This window comes from Bacteroidota bacterium, assembly GCA_039714315.1.
Lineage (GTDB): Bacteria > Bacteroidota > Bacteroidia > Flavobacteriales > JADGDT01 > JADGDT01.
This window is the reverse complement of the sequence record JBDLJM010000010.1, coordinates 20,744-40,806: the sequence shown is the minus strand read 5'-3', so window position 1 is coordinate 40,806 and position 20,063 is coordinate 20,744. Positions and strand designations below refer to the sequence as shown.

Annotated in this window: 21 protein-coding genes; 8 read left to right on the top strand and 13 right to left on the bottom strand. The window is 32.7% G+C overall.

Features of this window, described 5'->3' with window-relative positions; translation table 11 throughout:
* Both ABFR62_02520 and ABFR62_02515 read left to right on the top strand, forming a co-directional pair.
* Window positions 1–222: hypothetical protein (locus tag ABFR62_02520; protein ID MEN8137284.1), on the top strand; the 222-nt coding region annotated here is incomplete at its 5' end.
* Window positions 223–602: 380 nt separating this feature from the next.
* Complete coding sequence (locus ABFR62_02515; protein MEN8137283.1) at window positions 603–884, top strand: DUF493 family protein; 282 nt, start codon at window positions 603–605, stop codon at window positions 882–884.
* A 51-nt stretch (window positions 885–935) separates the two neighbouring features.
* On the opposite strand, the gene ABFR62_02510 is transcribed toward ABFR62_02515, so the two are convergent.
* The 6 genes from ABFR62_02510 to ABFR62_02485 all read right to left on the bottom strand — a co-directional run bounded on the left by ABFR62_02510 (window position 936) and on the right by ABFR62_02485 (window position 7,294).
* Entirely contained in the window at window positions 936–2,384 is a 1,449-nt protein-coding gene (locus ABFR62_02510) for a hypothetical protein (protein ID MEN8137282.1), read from the bottom strand.
* A gap of 156 nt (window positions 2,385–2,540) precedes the next feature.
* A complete protein-coding gene (locus tag ABFR62_02505; protein ID MEN8137281.1) occupies window positions 2,541–3,557 on the bottom strand; it encodes an alkaline phosphatase D family protein in 1,017 nt (338 codons plus the stop codon).
* A 3-nt stretch (window positions 3,558–3,560) separates the two neighbouring features.
* Entirely contained in the window at window positions 3,561–4,142 is a 582-nt protein-coding gene (locus tag ABFR62_02500; protein MEN8137280.1) for a TIGR00730 family Rossman fold protein, read from the bottom strand.
* 16 nt (window positions 4,143–4,158) lie between these two features.
* A complete protein-coding gene (locus ABFR62_02495) occupies window positions 4,159–5,193 on the bottom strand; it encodes a DNA repair exonuclease (GenBank protein ID MEN8137279.1) in 1,035 nt (344 codons plus the stop codon).
* Window positions 5,194–5,359: 166 nt separating this feature from the next.
* Window positions 5,360–5,959 carry a cytochrome b/b6 domain-containing protein gene (locus ABFR62_02490; GenBank protein MEN8137278.1) on the bottom strand — a complete coding sequence of 200 codons (600 nt, stop codon included), beginning with the start codon at window positions 5,957–5,959 and terminating at the stop codon, window positions 5,360–5,362.
* A 51-nt stretch (window positions 5,960–6,010) separates the two neighbouring features.
* Window positions 6,011–7,294 carry a M64 family metallopeptidase gene (locus ABFR62_02485; GenBank protein ID MEN8137277.1) on the bottom strand — a complete coding sequence of 428 codons (1,284 nt, stop codon included), beginning with the start codon at window positions 7,292–7,294 and terminating at the stop codon, window positions 6,011–6,013.
* A gap of 467 nt (window positions 7,295–7,761) precedes the next feature.
* Between ABFR62_02485 and ABFR62_02480 the strand changes: the two genes are divergently transcribed.
* The 5 genes from ABFR62_02480 to ABFR62_02460 all read left to right on the top strand — a co-directional run bounded on the left by ABFR62_02480 (window position 7,762) and on the right by ABFR62_02460 (window position 11,952).
* Complete coding sequence (locus ABFR62_02480; protein ID MEN8137276.1) at window positions 7,762–9,147, top strand: FAD-dependent oxidoreductase; 1,386 nt, start codon at window positions 7,762–7,764, stop codon at window positions 9,145–9,147.
* 597 nt (window positions 9,148–9,744) lie between these two features.
* Window positions 9,745–10,092: a 30S ribosomal protein S6 gene (gene rpsF / locus ABFR62_02475; protein MEN8137275.1), complete on the top strand. Its 348-nt coding sequence runs from the start codon at window positions 9,745–9,747 to the stop codon at window positions 10,090–10,092.
* Between the two features lie 8 nt (window positions 10,093–10,100).
* The gene (gene rpsR, locus ABFR62_02470) at window positions 10,101–10,397 is read left to right on the top strand and encodes a 30S ribosomal protein S18 (GenBank protein ID MEN8137274.1); all 297 of its coding nucleotides are present in this window, start codon (window positions 10,101–10,103) and stop codon (window positions 10,395–10,397) included.
* Between the two features lie 14 nt (window positions 10,398–10,411).
* The gene (gene rplI / locus ABFR62_02465) at window positions 10,412–10,861 is read left to right on the top strand and encodes a 50S ribosomal protein L9 (protein ID MEN8137273.1); all 450 of its coding nucleotides are present in this window, start codon (window positions 10,412–10,414) and stop codon (window positions 10,859–10,861) included.
* Between the two features lie 209 nt (window positions 10,862–11,070).
* Complete coding sequence (locus tag ABFR62_02460; GenBank protein MEN8137272.1) at window positions 11,071–11,952, top strand: diacylglycerol kinase family protein; 882 nt, start codon at window positions 11,071–11,073, stop codon at window positions 11,950–11,952.
* Window positions 11,953–11,969: 17 nt separating this feature from the next.
* Here ABFR62_02460 and ABFR62_02455 read toward each other — a convergent pair whose 3' ends face one another.
* From ABFR62_02455 to ABFR62_02425, 7 genes are all read right to left on the bottom strand, one after another.
* Window positions 11,970–13,091: a hypothetical protein gene (locus tag ABFR62_02455; GenBank protein MEN8137271.1), complete on the bottom strand. Its 1,122-nt coding sequence runs from the start codon at window positions 13,089–13,091 to the stop codon at window positions 11,970–11,972.
* Between the two features lie 9 nt (window positions 13,092–13,100).
* Entirely contained in the window at window positions 13,101–13,961 is an 861-nt protein-coding gene (locus ABFR62_02450) for a phosphatase PAP2 family protein (GenBank protein ID MEN8137270.1), read from the bottom strand.
* Window positions 13,958–14,902, bottom strand: coding sequence for a D-2-hydroxyacid dehydrogenase (locus ABFR62_02445; GenBank protein ID MEN8137269.1), 945 nt, complete (start codon window positions 14,900–14,902; stop codon window positions 13,958–13,960). Before ABFR62_02445 ends, ABFR62_02450 begins: the two co-directional genes overlap by 4 nt.
* A gap of 23 nt (window positions 14,903–14,925) precedes the next feature.
* Window positions 14,926–15,297 (bottom strand): hypothetical protein, encoded by a 372-nt coding sequence (locus ABFR62_02440; protein ID MEN8137268.1) that lies wholly within the window; start codon window positions 15,295–15,297, stop codon window positions 14,926–14,928.
* Window positions 15,298–15,469: 172 nt separating this feature from the next.
* The gene (locus tag ABFR62_02435; protein ID MEN8137267.1) at window positions 15,470–16,675 is read right to left on the bottom strand and encodes an alanine dehydrogenase; all 1,206 of its coding nucleotides are present in this window, start codon (window positions 16,673–16,675) and stop codon (window positions 15,470–15,472) included.
* The gene (tsaE, locus tag ABFR62_02430; protein ID MEN8137266.1) at window positions 16,676–17,098 is read right to left on the bottom strand and encodes a tRNA (adenosine(37)-N6)-threonylcarbamoyltransferase complex ATPase subunit type 1 TsaE; all 423 of its coding nucleotides are present in this window, start codon (window positions 17,096–17,098) and stop codon (window positions 16,676–16,678) included. It lies immediately after the preceding gene.
* A gap of 50 nt (window positions 17,099–17,148) precedes the next feature.
* A complete protein-coding gene (locus ABFR62_02425; protein ID MEN8137265.1) occupies window positions 17,149–18,699 on the bottom strand; it encodes a response regulator in 1,551 nt (516 codons plus the stop codon).
* A gap of 55 nt (window positions 18,700–18,754) precedes the next feature.
* Here ABFR62_02425 and ABFR62_02420 point away from each other — a divergent pair, with 55 nt between their 5' ends.
* Window positions 18,755–19,996 (top strand): HD domain-containing protein, encoded by a 1,242-nt coding sequence (locus tag ABFR62_02420; protein MEN8137264.1) that lies wholly within the window; start codon window positions 18,755–18,757, stop codon window positions 19,994–19,996.
* Window positions 19,997–20,063 lie beyond the last annotated feature (67 nt).

The window sequence follows — 20,063 nt, the reverse complement described above, 5'->3', positions numbered from 1 at the left end:
TTAGTTGTATATGCTAACAGGGATGATGTTAAAGATGTAATAAATAATCTTATTGCTGCCTATTCTGCCTTTTTAAGTTTAGTTATTGATCAAATAATCGGGTCTATGTCAAATATAGTGGGTAAATGTTATTCTTTTAAGTACGTCATGTTGAGCGGAGTTTCCAAAGCAAAGCGGCGGAAACAGAGTCGAAACATCTATTTCTACAGAGATAATAGCTAGTGTATATTTATCGTAATAGACCTTTCGACTCCGCAAGCTCCGCTCAAGGTGACGATGTGCTTATTTCAAAAAATTGTGAATACCTCACCCACTACAAACGACATAGACCCAAATAATCTCGTCAACATCAATATTTATATTAACATAATTATACGAAAATTGATTTTATAATTTCAAAATTACCTGTGATGCTTATTGAGGAGGTCCTTTGTTAAAAGATGCTTAAAAGTTTTAAAATATTTGGAGTGGGATAAAATATAATTAAGTCCGGGTGAATAGAATTAAAATTCTGATTATTTTTGCCATCAGTTTATACTTACTGTTCAGTCAACTGAGGGGTAGTATAAAAGTTGTAAAGTTTCATTATCGATAATAATAAGATGCAAAATAAGGAAGAGTTTTATAGAAAATTAAGGGGGCAATTAGATGATACAGGTAAATGGCCCGGTGAGTATATGTATAAATTTATTGTGCCTGCTGCCGGAGATGGTTTGTCTAGAATTGAGGGAATTTTCAAAGATTATGGAGCAGTAATAACAACTCGTTCATCAAAAACAGGTAAATATAATAGTATTACAATTAGAGTAATTATGCCCTCGTCGGAATCAATTATATTAAAATACCGAGAATGTGAGTCTATAGAAGGAATTGTATCTTTATAGGAATAGAGGTCTATAACTAAAAAAATCCCGAATATTAAATTCGGGATTTTTTTAGTTAAGCTTTTCGAGTTTCTTTTTTATTAGTTCGCTGGTCGGCCAACTTGTATTTGTTTCAATAATTATTCCTTCCTTATCTATTAAAACAAAAGAGGTGCTTCTGCTGAGTAAGTATTTTTTCTTTACAATTTTATAATCAGCCATTAATTGAATGCCATTGGCATTACTGTTTTTCTTGCTTTCGTTCCATAATTCCGGATAATCAAGAAAAACACTTACGAACTCTATATTAGGATATTGTTTTTTTAATTTATTATACTCAGATGTTAAATTAAGGTTCCATGAATATCTTCCCGGACTTAACCAGAAGAAAAGGTAGATAGGTTTTCCGAAATAATCAGAAAGCATTTTTTCCTTTTGATCAAAACTTCCATCACAAATATTAAAATCCGGAGCTGGAGAGCCGGGTTGTAATTCAGTATATCTTAACAGTAAGTTGTTTATAATTTCAATTTTTGCAGAATCTGTAACATTTGAGTAAAAAGGAATTAATTCTTTTTTAATTTCTTTAACAGTTAGAGTTCTTCCCAATAGGTTATAAGCAGAATGAAATAATAAAGAGTTTTTAATTTTTTGATCAGTAAAAATATCGGATATAAAATAATTTCTAATTTGAGAATATTGAATATCGTAGTTCTCAGTATTATTAAAAAAATCTTTTTGAGGAATAACCTTTATAATGCTGTCAATAGTGAAATTTGCTAAACGATAATATAGATACTCAAGGTAATATTCATTTGAGTTTAAAGAAGAGTCATTTAAATTAACATTAGCTCTAAAGTCAAAGTAATGCTCATTTAGAGGTGTTAATGAATCTAATTTGGTCATTTTTGTATGATTAATCGGATATAGTTCCCTAACTGCATACTCTGAATATTTGAGCATATTTTTAGTATACTTCAATGCATTTGGCGAAAAGCCACTCCCTTCATAATTATAATCGCTTAGTAAGTTGTATTCGATTGTTTTTAATGAGTCAATTGCGTGTTCAAAGTCATCTATTTCCAAAGAATACAGATCTGCCATATTAATCTTGTTATCTTCAATCTGTAAAAATCTTTTAATTAGGTAATTGTTTACAGCAGCACCTACACCTGTGTATACAAGAGATTCGTCAAATTCAGAGGTATTGAGCCTTAGCATTAAGGAGTCCTCTTTTTCGAGATATACATATTGTATTTCTTTTCCATGACGGAAAGTATATAATCCTCTTTTTAAGGAGTCAAGTTCAAACAGGAAGAAATTGTCTTCATCTAATTTAGTAGATATTTTCTCAGATTCTTTTTCTTTGGAATAAAAGTATACTACCGAATCAACCGGATTTATGATATTACCGCCAAGGTATACTATATCGCCTCCTTCAGGCTTATCCGAAGAATCAATATTACATGAAGAAAGAAAGAGTAATACAAAGGGCAATATATTGAAAACTAATTTATTCAAAAGTTCAAATTTTTAATTGAAAAAAATATAAAGTACAACGGTGTAATTTCAAGATTTTCTCAACATTATTCATTACACAGATTACTTATAACTAATACAAATTTAAATTATAGTATTGGTATTATGTGTTAATACCCTGTTAAACATATACGTATTTCAATATTGTAATTTTTGTTTTATTAACACTTTGTTATTATTTCCTCTTAATTCTACATTAACATAGTTGTTTTCCAGGTTGAAATTTAAAAAAGCGTAATTACGGAGGCCGATTAATTCACTAACTCTATACGGGTTGTCTTCCCTGCCAACATTTCTGTATGAATGACTTAGCCCACTTGATGTAATGTCGTAAACAGGATATTTCATATTTTCTAATTCAATTTTAGAAATTTCACATACATGACGGTCACCACTTAAAATAAAGGTGCCTTTGGCTTTTGAGTTTGCTATGGTTTTCAAAAGCTTTTCTCTTTCATGTGGCATGTTACCCCAAGATTCGAAACCGTGTAAATTTGATAGTACCTGAATTCCGCTTACAATAATATTAAAGTTAGCATTTGAGTTGTTTAATTCGTCAGAGAGCCAATCCCATTGTTTTTCACCAAGAATAGTACCTTTTGAATCTTTATTTTCAAGATATCGTTTATTTCCTGTTGAATCGGGAGTAAGTTTTGTTCTGAAAAATCTGGCATCTAACAATATTACCTTAATTGAGGCTTTCCCATAATCATAGTTATAACTTGTGTAAACACCATCTCTAGACCTTCTGACGTCATCCTCTTTAACATCCAAAAAGTCTAAAAACATTTTCTTGCTTTCATACTTCATTGGGTACTCTTCTCCGGCATCATTTGCTCCATAATCGTGGTCGTCCCAAGTCCCAATCACCTTGCTTTGAGTCAATAGTTTTTGATAACCGGGATTTGATTTTTGGATTCGGTACTGTTCTTTCATATACTCAGGGTCTTCTGTGTCGGAATATACAGCATCTCCTCCCCAAATCCATAGTTCAGGATTTGACTGGTTTATTTCGTCCCACATTTGTTCTTTAAACATTTGGTTACTACATGAACCAAATGCATAATGGACCTCTTTAGGAGTATCATTATCACATGAGAAAATTAATAATGAAAGAAATGAAAAGGATAGTACTTTAACGTTATTAAGTCTCATTATCTAAATATTTTCAGATCTAATCCATTTAGGTACTTCAGGTGCCTGATATTTTTCCATTTTGTCAAGTAAAATATCAATATCTTCTTCAATTATTATCATATTTAGATGACTTTGTTTTAGGAAGCCTTCTTTGTACATGTTTTCTACCATTTCGCATAAACTGTCGAAATATGAATTGATGTTTAGAAAACCGATAGGATAGGTGTGAAGGCCTAACTGAGCCCAGGTAAGCATTTCAAAAACTTCATCGAAAGTACCATATCCTCCCGGCATAGCAATAGCTCCCTGACTGATTTTGAACATTTCCATTTTACGATCGTGCATAGTATCAACCCGAATTATTTCACTGCATCCATCGTGTTCAACTTCTTTACTGGATAAAAAATGTGGAATAACACCGGTTACTTTTCCGTTGTTCTTTATTACTTCATCAGCAATAAATCCCATCATGCCAACTTTTCCTCCACCGAAGACCAAATCAATATTTCGTTCGCACATCTTTCTGCCGAGTTCTTCGGCCTTTAATCTGTATATTTCCTTATTTCCTGCACTTGCACCACAGAATACTGATAAACTTTGCATTTATTTTCTTTGTTAATTATTTATATTTAGGCGTTCTGTACAAAGAAGAAAGCCCTTTGACACTCACAATTGAACTTTCACTAAAGCATTTTTTTAAAAGCTTTGTTTTTAGTTTGAGTTTGGTTTCATCATTGTCGCTAACAACTCTTATTATTGCGTTTGCTTCAATGTCTTTGGCTCTTTGTATGAGTTCTTTTTCTATTTCTTTATCGTCGGTAATATTTCTTTCAATAATTATATCGTGCATTGTACGCATAGGTAGTTTCTCGAAGGTAATTTCGGGAGATAAAAAAGATTTGTTTCTTTTGAATTCCAAAACTACAAAACCTTTTTCCTCTTTTATTTCTGAAAAAGATGTTCTTTCTGTCGATCCACTATATATGAAAGGTATTTTTTTATTTTCATCTGTAGCTATTTCCAGAACCTGATAACGGTGAATATGTCCGGAAAGTACTAAGTCATAATGCGATGGTATTTGACTTTGTCCAACTGTGTCTTTCGTGTTTTTAAAAGTAAAATCAACCGGCCCTACCTTTGAACCTTCTAAGCTTTGATGCATCAAAAGAATTTTATAATTATTGCTATCATCATCAGTTATTAATTTTGAAAGTTCACCTTCAATCGTATTTCCAATTTCCTTAAGGTATGGTAATGTGTGTATATCAAACTCCTTTCCATTAAGTTTTAAAGTAATACTGGAGGTGTAGTTTTGAAAATATAAGTTTGGGTGTTCAACAAATAAGGAGGTTGGAAGCTTTTTTTTATCGTGATTTCCCGGAATTAAAATAGTAGGGATACCAAAGTCGGCAACCTGGTATAAAGCATCGTAACATCTGTCTATAATTTTCTGACTGACATCTGCTTTATCAAATAAATCGCCTCCGTGAATAATAAGATCGGCATTAATTTTTTTTGCTCTATCTAATACTCTAGTGAAGTTATTATAGAAATCTTCACCTCTATGCGGTTTAGAAGTTGTTTTTAGCGGATAATCAAACCCAAGGTGAGTATCAGAGAAGAATACTATTTTAATATTTTTTCTTTTGTCCAAATCTATTTATTTAATATATATCAGTTAAACCTCCAAATGCTCATTAACTTTTTTGTCTTTTTCAGTTTCACTTCATTTAAAATTTATTCCGTAGCTCAGGCTATGCAATAAATTTGAAATTTGAAAAACAAAAAAATACTTCAAATTTATTTGAGCATTTGGAGATTCAATTGATATTTCCACCGTTAATCATATCTGATGTTATACCTTTTTCATCTTCATTTTCGGCTAAAACAATCCCAATAATATGAATAGGAATGAAGTATATGATGATGTTCATTATTGATACATGAATACTTTCTAACAGTTCTTTTGTGTCATGTGTCCAGCCAAGGTTTTTGTAGAAATACATTAACACTCCGGTAAGTGAAATAATGAAAATAGCAAGATATACGGCCAGATAAAGGAGTTGTATCCAGTAATTGTTTTTTTTCTTCTTTGTTAAGAAACTGAATCCATCTTTAATTACAGTTATTCCTGATTTTGTAAAAAACAAAACTACCCTGATAACGATTAAAGATGCTAAAATAAAACCAAAAACATAGTGCCAATCCCACATTTCAGAGCGAATTTGTTTTGCCAGATTCAAGGTGAGGTCTTTAGCAATTTCAAAATTATTTTCCTCTAAGAAATTTTGAATATTTTGATTTAAAAGATGTTTGTCGAGAACCGTTTTCCTCAGTACAACCGTTATAAGCAGTAAGGTTATAACTAATGAATTAATCCAATGATATATACGCATTGGAGCCGACCATTTTTTTTGCATTGTTTCAGTTTTATCTGTCAAAATTTCTTAATGTGTATTTTTAATTAATAATTATTCACTATAGAATTTCATCATTTCGATGATAGCATCATTACAAACTTCGCAAAATTCATTGGTACTGTTAGATTTCATTTTACAGTTTTGATAAGCGCGATACACTCCTTTCGATGTATATCCTCCGCCTTCATAAACTCCAATATCATTTAGGTTTTCGGGAGTGGCAATAGTAGGGATTTTTACATCTTTAGGAATTTTATTTTCCCATTTTTTTTCGAAGTCTATCAGTGTTGTTATATTAGCTTCTCTGGGTTCGATAGATTTATCGTAAAAATTACTCATTTCATCATCATAGAAATACTCATCTGCAAGCCATGCTAACCCATGACCAAATTCGTGGGTAAATACTTCTCGTGTATATTTATTATCGGATGTACATAAATTATAGAAGTTGTAAATACCTCCTCCTCCGTATTTCTCAGTATTAACAAGGATGTAAATTTGATCGTAATATGTTGTTGAAGCTATATCTCTTAAAGATTTAATGTCGGTAGTAGTTAAGTACCTTTCACTGTTGAAAGTGTAAAAGTTTGAATTCAATAAAGTATTTTTCCATACTCCTTTACCCGGAATATCGGTTCCGCTCTCTTCGGAAGGAGCCATAACTATTTTTATATTGATGCTTTCGGCATATTCCTTAAACGGAGAAACTTCGAATAAGTATGAGCTCATTCTTTTAGCATCCTGATAAAATTTACTCATTTCTGATTTGGTATAACCTTCCGGAATGATCACTATATCCAGGGCTTTATCGGGAGTTTTGTTCCCGTTAATTTGTAACACAGGAAATGAAGGAATACTTTCTCTGTGAATGAAATAATTTCCCGGATTTAAATACTCTTTATATATAGTTGTCCAATTTTGATTGAAATCAATACTCAATATTTCAATAATCACTGTGTTTTTCGGGAATGGCATAATTACACTTTCGTAAAATGATTTGTTCATATTCTTTGCCTCTTCCGTAGTTTGCCATTCCATGAATAAGGTTGAATAACCACTGCTGTAAATGGGTTTCGATGTGGCAGAATCTTTTACTACTAATTTATATTTGCCGTAATCAAACGGTGAAATTAATTTAGTTTTTGTTCCTCCCCAAAAAGGTTCATACTTAAACATTTCTGCAGATATACTTTCTTTATTATATGTTCCGGAATGGATATAATCAAATCGGAGTGACCCATTTGAGAAATATTGATCAAATTCTATGTTTTGGGCAAAAATATTAAATATAGTGAGTTGCAATAATATTGTAAGTAGGGACTTATTTATTTTCATTTGTCTATAATTTTATATTTCGGTCACCTGCCTGCGTGCTGTAGTCAGGCAGGGATGGAACTCGCAAATAGTCATTCCCCTGTTTGAGTAAACTTTGCTCATGCTCGTTTCATCAGTTTTAATCTTTGTCTGTATAGTATTAGTTTTAGATCAAAATTAAACAAATATTAATACTAAGTAGTGATTATTGGTTTAATAATTATTCCAATGTTTTGTGACAATTTACTTATAAGACAATGTTATTAGTGTAAAATTGACACTTATTGTAAATGCGTTTGTAATAATTATTAATAATTATAAGCAAATTGCTGTGACTATTTAGCATTAGACCCAAATTTGTAATTTTACTGCATTCTATTTAAGAGAATATTAGGTTAGTAATAAGCTAATTTTAATAATTGTATTAATACTTGGTGTTTTTGTAAATATCAAAATAACTAATACCGGGATAAAATAAATATAAAGGTATGAAATACTCAGGAAAACATTTTGTAGCAGTGGTTGGGGGAGCTGTAGCAGGGGCAGAAGCAGCATATAATTTGGCAGAACAAGGATATAGAGTTGTAGTTTTTGATCAAATGATGTTACCTTACGGTAAAATTGAAGATGGCTTACCTAAATGGCACTATAAGCTTAGAGAGAAAGAGATAGCTAAAATCGATGATAAAATTCTACATGAGAGCATACGTTTTGTTCCCGGGGTAAAAATAGGGCGTGACATTTCGTTTGAAGCACTTACAAATGAGTGGGGGTTTTCTGCGATATTGTTTGCTACAGGAGCATGGAAAGACAGACCGCTAGGTTTAAAAAATATTGATGATTATATTAATAAAGGTTTAGTATATCAAAACCCGTTATTATACTGGTTCAACCATTACCATGAAGCAAAATATGATGGGCCAATGTATGATATTCCTGATGGAGCTACTGTTATAGGGGGTGGATTGGCATCTATAGATGTTGTAAAACTATTTATGATTGATACTGTTCAAAAAGCTCTTGTTAAGAGAGGTATTGGTGAAAGTTTGTATGAGCTTGAAAAGAGGGGAGTTGCTGAGATTCTAGAAAAGCATAATCTCACTCTTGAGATGTTAGGCTTAAAAGGAGCAACTTTAATTTACAGACGTAGAGAAATGGATATGCCACTTTCTCCGCGTCCCAGAATTACAGAGAAAGAAATCGCCGATGCCCAGCGAATTGCTTTAAAGATAATGACAAAGTATAAGAAGAAATTCTTGTTTAAATTTGAAGAGCTTTCAGTTTTAGAGGATTTTGAAGTTGAAAATGATAATCTTTCAGCTCTAATTTTTCAGAAAATGAAAATTGAGGATGGAAAATTAGTAAATGATGGAGATAAAAAACTACGACACGAAACTACTTTTCTAACATCATCAATAGGAAGTATTCCGGAATTAATACCGGGTTTACCTACTAAAGGAGTGTTGTATGATATTGAAGATAAAAATACCTGTAGAGTTGCCGGTCATAAAAATGTATTTGCCGTTGGAAATGCTGTTACGGGGAAAGGCAATATTGTAAATTCTCTTAAACACAGTAAAGGTATTACTAAAAGTATAATTGAAGGTCACTTACTTGATAACCCTGACGACAGGGAAGAAGGCGAATTTGGGTCATACATTCATAAGTTAAATAATGTTTTGCGAAATGTAGAAAAGGGTGTTGACAGACAAATGTCTTCAATAGTTGATGAAATTGAATGTAGGGTACCACAATCGGACGAGGTAATTAGTTTAATAAATTCTAAAACAAAACAATTACAGAACAAGGTTGGTTTTGACGGCGATTATTATGCGTGGAAAGAAAAATTCAGAAAAGCCAGATTGGTTGAGTAGCTATAAAGTGTTTTATTAAATAGAAAAAACGGTGAACATTTGTATGTTCACCGTTTTTTCTGTTAATCTAACCTGCTTCAAAATTTTCAGCGTCAGGAATTAATCCAGCTAACTCTGTTGGCTTATGAATCAACATTGGAATATGTTGAGGGCAGATATAGAATTCACTCTCCTTATAGTAAAACTTTGTTACGGGAATTTCCTCATGAGTTTTACCGCACACAATACATTTCTTTGACATAATATTCTCTTTACAAAAGTTATTGTTTTCGGCAAAAATACAATTTAAGATAAAATTGTCTTAAATAAAGATGTTTTTTTTTGCGTAAAGGATTGAAGCGGCATCCTTTTTTGTATAATCACAGAGCAAAGCGGCAGTGATTATACAAAAAAGATATAGCTGAAAGCCTGACCCTGTGCTTCGGCTGACCCTCGACTTCGCTCGGGAAACGTCACGGCACAGGGTTACGCCCACAATAGTTTCTGATTTAGATTGCTAATCAAAAATAATTTACTAAATTTGCACGCTCTTAAAAGGGAAGTTATGCTTTTATTTTAAGGACATATTAAAATTTAATTAATTAATAAGTATTAGTAATGGCTAAACATTATGAAACTGTTTTCATTTTAAATCCCGTTTTGTCTGAAGATCAGGTAAAGGAAGCAGTTAAAAAGTACGAAGATTATCTTGTTGCAAATGGTGCAACAATGGTAGTTAAAGAGGATTGGGGGCTAAAGAAAATGGCTTATCCAATTCAAAACAAAAAGAGTGGTTTCTATAGTCTTTTTCAATTCACAACTGAAGATGGGTCTATCATCAACAAGTATGAGACTGAATTCCGTCGTGATGAAAGAGTAATGAGATTTCTTACAGTAGCTATGGACAAACATGCTGTTTCATGGGCTGAAAGAAGAAGAGCAAAATTGAATATCAAAGCAAACTAAGAAGAAAGATGGCTGATTTAAGTAAACAATCAAAGGCAGGAGCTTCTAACGATGTTAGATATTTAACTCCACTTGCAATTGAAACAAGCAACAAAAAGAAATTTTGTCGCTTCAGAAAAAATGGAATAAAATACGTTGATTATAAAGATCCGGATTTCTTATTGAAATTTGTTAACGAACAAGGGAAAGTTCTTCCTCGTCGTTTAACGGGAACATCTTTGAAATTCCAACGTAAAGTTGCTCAAGCTGTTAAGCGTGCTCGTCATTTAGCGATCATGCCTTACGTAGCAGATATGTTAAAATAATAAAGAAGGAGATAATGGAAATTATTTTAAAACAAGACGTACAAAACTTAGGTTTTAAAGACGACGTAGTATCTGTTAAGAATGGTTACGGTCGTAATTACTTGATACCTCAAGGTATGGCAGTTTTAGCTACTCCTTCTGAGAAAAAACAATTGGAAGAAACTCTACGTCAGCGTGCGTTTAGAGAAAAAGCAATTGTTGAGGAAGCTCAAAAAACTGCTGAAGCTTTGAAAGCTTTAGAAATGAAAATATCTGCTAAAGTAGGTGCAGGTATCAAATTATTCGGTTCTGTTACAAGCATGGATTTAGCTGCTAAGTTGGCTGAAGCCGGTTTCACAATCGATAAGAAATTCATCAAAATTGTTGGTGGTTCAGTAAAATCATTAGGTAAATATGATGCTACTATCCGTCTTCACCGCGATGTTATCGTTAACTTCGAATTTGAAGTTGTAGCACAGGCTTAAGAAATATATTTTCTTTATATATAAAATCCCTCATCATATTTTGATGGGGGATTTTTTTGTGATTATTAATGGTTATGTCAATTTATGGCCACATCAACTTCGTTGAATCTGAGGGTTTAGTGACTGTTTACTAATTACTGTCCGTGTTTATGTCCTGACCCGATTATATTGCTTATTTTTGAATTACTAACAACAATTTTCTCTTATCAATGCAAAAATCAATAGCTTTCATTTTAAACCCTGTTTCCGGTAAGGGCAGCAAGGATAATTTTCTTAAAAAGGTTACTCAAATTGAAGGATGGGAAGGATGGAGTTACGAAATTTTGTATACCGAAAGAGTAGGACATGCAACAGAATTAGCCAGAGAATATTCCAATAAAGTTGATTATATTATTGCTGTAGGCGGAGACGGAACAGTTCATGAGGTTGCAAAAGGAGTTGCCGGATCCGGAGCTGTTTTTGGCATTATTCCAATGGGGTCAGGAAATGGAGTAGCGCGACATTTGAAAATATCCATGCAAATCGATAAGGCTATAAAGGAGATTAGGTATAGTGGTATTCATAAAATAGATACTATACGTATTAATGGAGAATTTTTACTGGGAGTTGGCGGAGCAGGATTTGATGCACATATTGCACACGAATTCGATAAGGCTCCAAGCCGTGGTTTAGCTACCTATGCGAAGCTATCTTTAAAGGAATACTTTAATTACGAAGCCATAGAGTATGATTTTACCATAAACGACATAAACAGGAAAGGGAAAGCATTTTTATTCGCTATAGCAAACTCCTGTCAATGGGGAAATGATTTCTTTATATCGCCTGAATCGAGTATGAAAGGGGGGAAGGCTAAGCTTATTATTGTTGAAGAAACAGACAAAGCAAGTGCATCTCTATTGGCACCGGCTCTGCTTACAAAAAGTATTCTTAAACTTCCTTTTGTAAAATCGTATGATTTTAACACCTTAGATTTTGAACTGGATAGCTTTACATTTCATATTGATGGAGAACCAAGAACAATATCCGGTAAACAAACTGTAAAAGTTATTGAAGATGATTTGTTAGTGTGTTTACCAGGACAAAAAGTATAGATTACTTTTTATATTTATTATAAGTCGATAGAATAAAGTCTGTATTTTTTGTACACTTTACCATTAATTCTTTCTAATTCTTTCCTCATAATAACATTTTCTTCTAAAACAAGGTGAGAGTCTACCTCTTCAAGTCCTAATTCTTTTGCTGATTTAAACAGACTAACTCCAAGTAATGCATCAAGACCTCTGTTTCTATGGTCATTTGCTATAGCACCTAACAGTAAATTCATCTGTTTCGTTTTACTTTGGTGATACAAAAATGGCACGAACCCAATCGGGAATAGTTTTCCCTTTGCCAGCCTTAAGCCTTTTCCAATATCACGCATTGCAATAACAAATGCTACCAGATTGTCATTCTTATCCAGGATAATCTTAATTAGTTTGGGATGAATTACAGCAAGATATTTATTGGCAAAATCATCCATTTCATCATCGCTGAAAGGAGTAGAAGCGTAAATATCTTTATATGTTTTATTAACCAGGTTTAAAATAGGATGAATGTATTTTCTGGCCTTTAACTTATTGCTGAATTCCACAATCTTATAACCGTGTTTCAAATTTCTTTCAGCCAATTTATAATACAAAGGAGGTAGATCATTATTAAGAGAAAAATTATATACAAAAAGATCCTTATAGTTATTAAAGCCTAAATCAACGAGGTGCTTAGTCTGGTAGCGAAGATTACAGTTTGAGGCAATTACATGGGGCTTGTCATAACCTTCATATAGAAAGCCCTGCGGCTCTTTATCAGAAAAACTAAGAGGTCCAATCAATTTTTCTACGTTGAATGTCAATGCCCATTCTTTAACTGCATTTATTAACTTTTGCGTTACATCAATGTCATCGTATGTTTCGAGGAAAGCAAATCGGGCATTATTTTCTTTGTGAAAAAAGTTATAAACTTTTGGTATTATTCCCATGATTCTGCCAACAGCTTTTTCTCCCTTGAAGGCAATAAACATGATGGTTTCATTTTTTTTGAAATTTGGGTTTTTATCCTTATTGAAAAAATCCCATTCATCCATATATATTGGAGGAACCCAATTCATATGTTTTTCATGAATTTTTTCAGGGAGAAAGATAAATTGTTTTAATAATTTTTTATTAGTAACCTCCTTAATTATTATACTAGACATTGGGTAGATTTATAGATATTGTTTATGAAGTGAAATATATAATTTATTGGAGATATAATAAAATAACGGAGTGATTAAAAATGCAGCAATTACATCTAATAAATAGTGGGCTTTTATGTAAATAGTCGATATTGTTAATATGCTGATTAATAACAGGAAAGAGGTGAAGTATTGCCTTAGGTGTTTGAAGATCAGATACCCTAAAATCAAAGAAATGCCTACATGAGAACTTGGAAAAGCTCCTGTAGGGACCTCTCCAACTTCCTGGATGAACTTTATCAGATGACCAAAGGGACCTTGTGGAGTAAATTCTCCCACTGCACCTTCAAAATAAAATTGAGGTCCGACAACGGGGATAATAATGAAAAAAAAGTAAAACAGGTAAAAAGAGCTCAGAATTAAGAAAAGAACTTTAGTAAATAGTTCCGGCTTTTTGAAATAAAATAAAACCGGAGTTGAAAATATTATTAAATAATAAGAGAAATAACCAAAATTCATTAACTCGCTAAACCATAGGTTAGGTAATATTTCACTAAAAACAACAGATGGTTGTACAGAAAAGATATTAAATTCTATTTGAGCGATATAAGGGTCCAGGTTTTCGAAGAACAGATGGTTGAAATCGGCTGTTTCGTTATAGAAGTATCCTAAAAATGCTAAAGGAATCAGGTTTAGGAGTATGTTGAAATTTCTATCCCTGTAATAATCCCTTAAAGCAGCTGATAATAATAAAACGGAAAAAAATCCTACTCTAATCATCAGATGAGAGCCAGGATTTTTTATTTCATCAAAAAATGAAAAAATTAATAAGGTTGTTATGATTAAATATGAAATTGTAGAATAATCTACGATATTTAGTTTTGGCTTCAATTATTATCCTTATTTAAAAATTCTTCAATATTCTCAATAACCTTTTCAATAAGTTTATGCCTTGCTTCAGTACTGGCCCAAGCAATGTGAGGAGATAATACTATCTTCTCCTGATTGATAACATTGAAATATGGAGATTCCTTTTCTATCGGTTCATTTGTAAAAACATCAACACCGGCACCTGCAATTCTGTTCTCATTTAAAGCGCTTACTAAATCTTTTTCATTAACAATTCCACCCCGTGCTACATTTATTAAAATAGCATTTGGTTTCATTTTATTTAGTTCTCTTTTACTAATGAGGTTATTGGTTTTATCATTTAGTGGAGAATGAACAGAAATTATGTCTGATCCACTTAACAGTTTTTCCAATGAAATTTCAGGATAGCCTTCATCTCTAATTACTCCGGAAGTGGAATGGTATGATACTTCAGCACCAAATGCAGTAGCAATATTAGCCACATTTCTACCAATATTACCCATTCCGATTATTCCCCATTTTTTACCTTTTATTTCATCGAACCCATTGGCAAGGTGAGTAAAAATTGGAGATAATGCATAGTCTTTACTTTTTACGTAAGAATCGTATTTGCACAGATTGCTCAACAATCTCAAAACCATACTAAAAGTTACCTGACTTACAGAGTCTGTTGAATACCCAACAACGTTTTTTACGGTAATTCCTTTTTTATTTGCGTACTCCAGGTCTACATTATTCATCCCTGTGGCCGTAATACAAATAAGTTTCAGGTTTGGAAGCTGGTCTAATTCTTCTTTATTAAATATTACTTTGTTTGTAAGTATAATATCTGCATTAGCTGATCTTTCTACTATTTGCGAAGCTTTTGTAGATCCAAATGATGTTACAGAGCCATACTTTTCAAGTAGCTGTAGGTTGTTTACCTTTCCTAGCGTCGATGCGTCTAAAATTACGATATTCATTAAATACGTTTTATGAAAATTAATTACTTTAAGATGCTCTTTTCTACATTAATAATATTAACTAATGAATCACAATTTTCGAAAATTGCATTTATTTCACTGTTTTCGATGAAATAAGTTTTACATGAGTCAGGTTTTGTATTACTTTTTGAAAAAATAACATCACCGTTTTTTAAAAGCTTAGATATATCAGATGAATCTAATCCAATATTTTTAAGTTTATCTATTATTTCACGGTTATAGTTGATTGTTTTTCTTTGTATATTGCTTTTCACTCTTGCATCAGGAAAGTAGTTGCACGAAATATTAGTTCTATTGCCAAAAAAAATTATCACGAAAATAATTCCAATTCCTACCCCAAAAGCATACCAAATTAATCGCTTAGCGAAATCCATTTATATTATCATAGGTTTAAAGTTGTTCAAAAATAAAGTTTTATGATCAATAACATACTTTTTTCTCCGAAAAACATTTTAATATTTTGGTGTCTCAAAGTGAAATAAAAATCCTTAAAATCAACACTAAAGCCTGAAGGCTGTCATTTTTAATGATTTAACTGGTTTTTGTTTAAAACATCAATAAGTTAATATCCTTAGATGGAATTTTCAGGTGCTCACCAATAGCTGCTGAAGTTAGTATTCCGTGGTACATATAAACTCCGGTCTGTAGTCCTTTATCAAATGGAAGTACACTTTCTATACCTCCCCGGTTAGCAATGTCGAGTAAGTAAGGGGTGAAATAGTTACTGATAGATAAAGAAGCAGTTCTTGATACCCTTGAAGGGATATTTGGAACACCATAATGTATTACCCCGTGTTTTACCACAGTTGGAACATCGTGAGAAGTAAGTTCCGAAGTTTCTACAATTCCTCCCGAATCTATACTTACATCAATTATAACAGATCCATCTTTCATTAGCTGAACCATGTCTTCAGATACAATTGTGGGAGTTCTGCCTTCAGAACGTATAGCGCCAATGAGAACATCGCATCGGCGTAATGCTTTGCCTAAAATTTTTGGATGAATAGTGTTGGTGAAAATTCTTTGACCTAATGATTCCTGAATTCTCCTGAGTTTTGTTATTGAATTATCAAAAACTTTAACTGTGGCACCTAAACCAATCGCTGCTTTTGCAGCATATTCGGCTACAACACCGGCACCTATAATAACAACTTCTGTTGGAGAGACTCCGGTAACGCCACCAAGCATCAATCCCTGGCCGGCATTAATATTACTCATCAATTCGGCAGCAATATGTATAGAAGTTGTTCCGGCAATTTCAGATAAGGTTGTTAGTACTGGTATTGAACCGTGACTGTCTTTTAGGTTGTCGAGAGCAATAGCTGATATTTTCAAATTACCTAAAGCCTCGAAATATTCTTTCTTACGGGTATGAAATTGCATCGTAGATATTAAAAATGATTCAGGTTTCATCATTTTTATTTCTTCTAATGTGGGCGGTGCAATTTTTAGAACAATATTTGAAGCGAAGACTTCTTTTGTATCATATGAAATTTTTGCACCGGCATCTGAAAATTCTTTATCAGAAAAATTAGCTCCTAATCCGGCATCTGATTCTATTATAATATCATGTCCATTTGCTGTTAATACAGTTACAGCATCAGGAGTAAGGCATATTCGCTTTTCATGATATTGGGTTTCTTTTGGAATGCCAATAAATAGCTTCCCCTTTTTTCTTTCTACCTCAAGCATTTCTTCCTGAGGCAGTAGTTCTTTGTGGGAAAATGGGCTTAGTTCTGAAAAATCGTTCATCTAATTAGATTTAACCGTTATTAAACGTTCTTCTGGTGAAGCATCAATAGTTACTTCTATTATATTTGAAGGCAATAAGTTAGGGATTTTTTCGGGCCATTCAACAAAACAATAGGAATTTGAATAAAAATAATCCTCATATCCCATGTCTAAAGCCTCTGTTTCATCCTCTAAACGATAAAAATCAAAATGAAAAATTGTTCCATTTTTTTTAGAAAAATACTCATTTACCAAAGCAAATGTTGGACTGTTTGCAACATCCTCAATGCCTAATTCGTGAACAAGTGACTTTATAAGAGTTGTTTTACCGGCCCCCATAGAACCGTAAAATAAGAATATCCTTCCACCGGAAAAATCTGAAATTATCGATTTAGCAATGTTTGGCAGATCGTATGTTGATGTGCTTTTGTATTCTTTCTTCAATTTTTATTATTTTGATAAACTTAATATTCTAATTCCAAGATGGGAAGGTACTATTTTGGTTCCAGTTCTATAAAAGGAATTATCATTTCTTCTAATGAAACTCCACCGTGCTGATAAGTGTTTTTATAGTACTTAACATAATGGTTATAATTGTTAGGATAAGCAAAAAACATATCTTCTTTTGCAAAAACATAAGAACTGCTCACATTAATTTTTGGCAGGAAAACATCGTGAGGGTCTTTAATAGCCAATACATCCCGTTTTTCGTATGACAAACTTTTTCCTTGTTTATATCTTAAGTTAAGACTTGTGTTTTTGTCACCCACAAGTTTTGAAGGAGTGTTTACGTTTATCGTTCCGTGATCTGTTGTAATATAGAGTTTTAATCCGGATTTAGCGGCCAGTTTAATGATCTCAAATAAAGGAGAGTTTTTGAACCAGCTTATAGTTAACGATCTGTAGGCCTTATCGTTTGAAGCTAATTCCTTAATAACCTCCATCTCAGTTCTCGAATGCGAAAGCATGTCGACAAAGTTGTAAACTACAGCTGTAAAGTGGTTACTGGTTGATATATTTTTAAAATTTTCAACGAACTTTTTACCTGCATTTAAGCTTGATATTTTGGAATAATGAGTATTAATATTCATCCCCAACCTTTTTATTTGATCCAGTAAAAGCTCTTTCTCATACAAGTTTTTACCTCCCTCATCTGTGTCGTTTTTCCATAATTCGGGAAAGCGTTTCTCAATTTCTAATGGCATTAAACCGGCGAAAAAAGCATTTCTGGCATATTGTGTCGCTGTTGGCAGAATAGCGTAATATGCATCATCTTTAACAGTGTTGTAATATTCGTTAATGATTGGCTCCAATATTTTCCATTGGTCATAACGCAGGTTGTCAATCATTAATAATACTGATCGTTCGCCATCTTTTAACTTTGGATAAATATATTCTTTAAAGGCCATGTGCGACATAACCGGCTTATCTTCCTCGTAAAACCAATCTTCATAATTGTTTTTTACGAACTTGAAAAATAAGGAATTTGCTTCTTTTTTTTGTGTTTCAAGAATTTGAACCATTCCTTCATCCTGAATTCTTTCAAGCTCAATCTCCCAATAAAGCAATTTTTTATAGATGTTAATCCAATCTTCGTAAGTACGAACATCCATTAAATCCATAGATATTTTTCTAAATTCCTGCTGATAATTAGAAGTAGTTTTTTCTGAAACCAGTCTGGATGTATCAAGACTTTTCTTTAAGCTTAACAGAATTTGATTAGGATTAACAGGTTTTATAAGGTAGTCTGAGATTTTAGAGCCAATGGCTTCTTCCATAATTAACTCTTCCTCACTTTTAGTAATCATAACAATAGGCAGACTGGGGCGTTTTTCCTTGATTATCATCAATGTTTCAAGTCCCGTAATACCTGGCATATTTTCATCCAGAAATACAATATCGAAAGTTTCCTGGTCTATTTTATCGATAGCATCAGTACCATTTGTGCATGTATCAACATAATATCCTTTTTTTTCCAGAAAAATTATATGCGGTCTCAATAGCTCGATTTCATCATCGACCCATAATATTTTGATTTTAGCCATCTTAATTGTATGTATTAAAACATTAAATTTGTTACGAATTTAAAACTCTTTTGCTTTGCTTGCTAATAAGAAGGATAGAAATAAGTTAAAAATTATTAACGACCCGGTTTATGGCTTTATTGCCATTACTGATGAATTAATTTTTGATATAATAGAACATCGCTATTTTCAACGATTACGCCGAATTAGCCAAACAGCTCTAACATCATATGTTTATCCAGGAGCCCATCATACACGTTTTCATCATGCGATAGGTGCAATGCACCTGACCAAGAACGCTATAGAAGTATTAAGGTTCAAGGGGCATAAAATAAGTGAAGAAGAAGAATTGGCCACCTTAATTGCCATTTTACTTCACGATATGGGACATGGTCCGTATTCGCACGCATTGGAACATAGTATTGTTCCTTCAGTGACTCATGAAGAGATTTCGGTAAGGTTTATGCATAAACTGAATGAAGAATTTAATAATAGGCTGAGTTTAGCAATTCAGATTTTTGAAAATCGTTATAAAAAGAAATTCCTCCATCAATTAATTTCATCCCAACTTGATATGGATCGTATGGATTACCTCAATCGCGATTCGTTTTATAGTGGGGTAGTAGAAGGGGCTATCAATTCTAAAAGATTGATTACTATGCTTAATGTAGCTAACGATAACCTGGCTATAGATGATAAAGGTATTTATTCAGTTGAAAAATTTTTGGTTGCACGCAGACTAATGTACTGGCAGGTATATTTACATAAAACGGTGATTGTATCAGAAAAACTGTTGACAAAAGCTTTGTCGCGTGCCAGAAAACTTGCGTTAGAAGGTGTAGAGTTATTTTCAAGTAGTTCTTTAAGTTATTTTCTTAAACGAAATTGGGATGTAAATGAATTTGAACAGGAGGACCTAGAAATGTTTTCCAAATTGGACGACTATGATGTTTTTGGCGCGATAAAGGAGTGGACAAACCACAATGATAAAATATTATCAGATTTGTCAAAAAGACTTACCGATAGAAAGTTGTTGAAGATTCGCTTAGGAGATGTTCCAATAGAGTCATCTTACGTTGACAGTTTAAGGAGTAAAGTTGCAAAGGCTTTTGATATTTCTTTTGAAGAAACAGAGAATTATATTATACAGGGAAAAGTAGAAAACAATGCCTACATAAAAGATCATGATAGTATTTTTTTACTAAAAAAAGATGGAGAGGTACAGGATATTGCATTTTCTCCTGATCAGCAAAGTGTTTCGGCAATTTCTGAAGCAATGAAAAAATATTATCTGATCTATCCGCGGGAAGTAGAATAATACAAAATAAACATCAAAAACTTTTAGGTTCAGCGCAGCTAATACACATTATCTTTTCTAACAGATC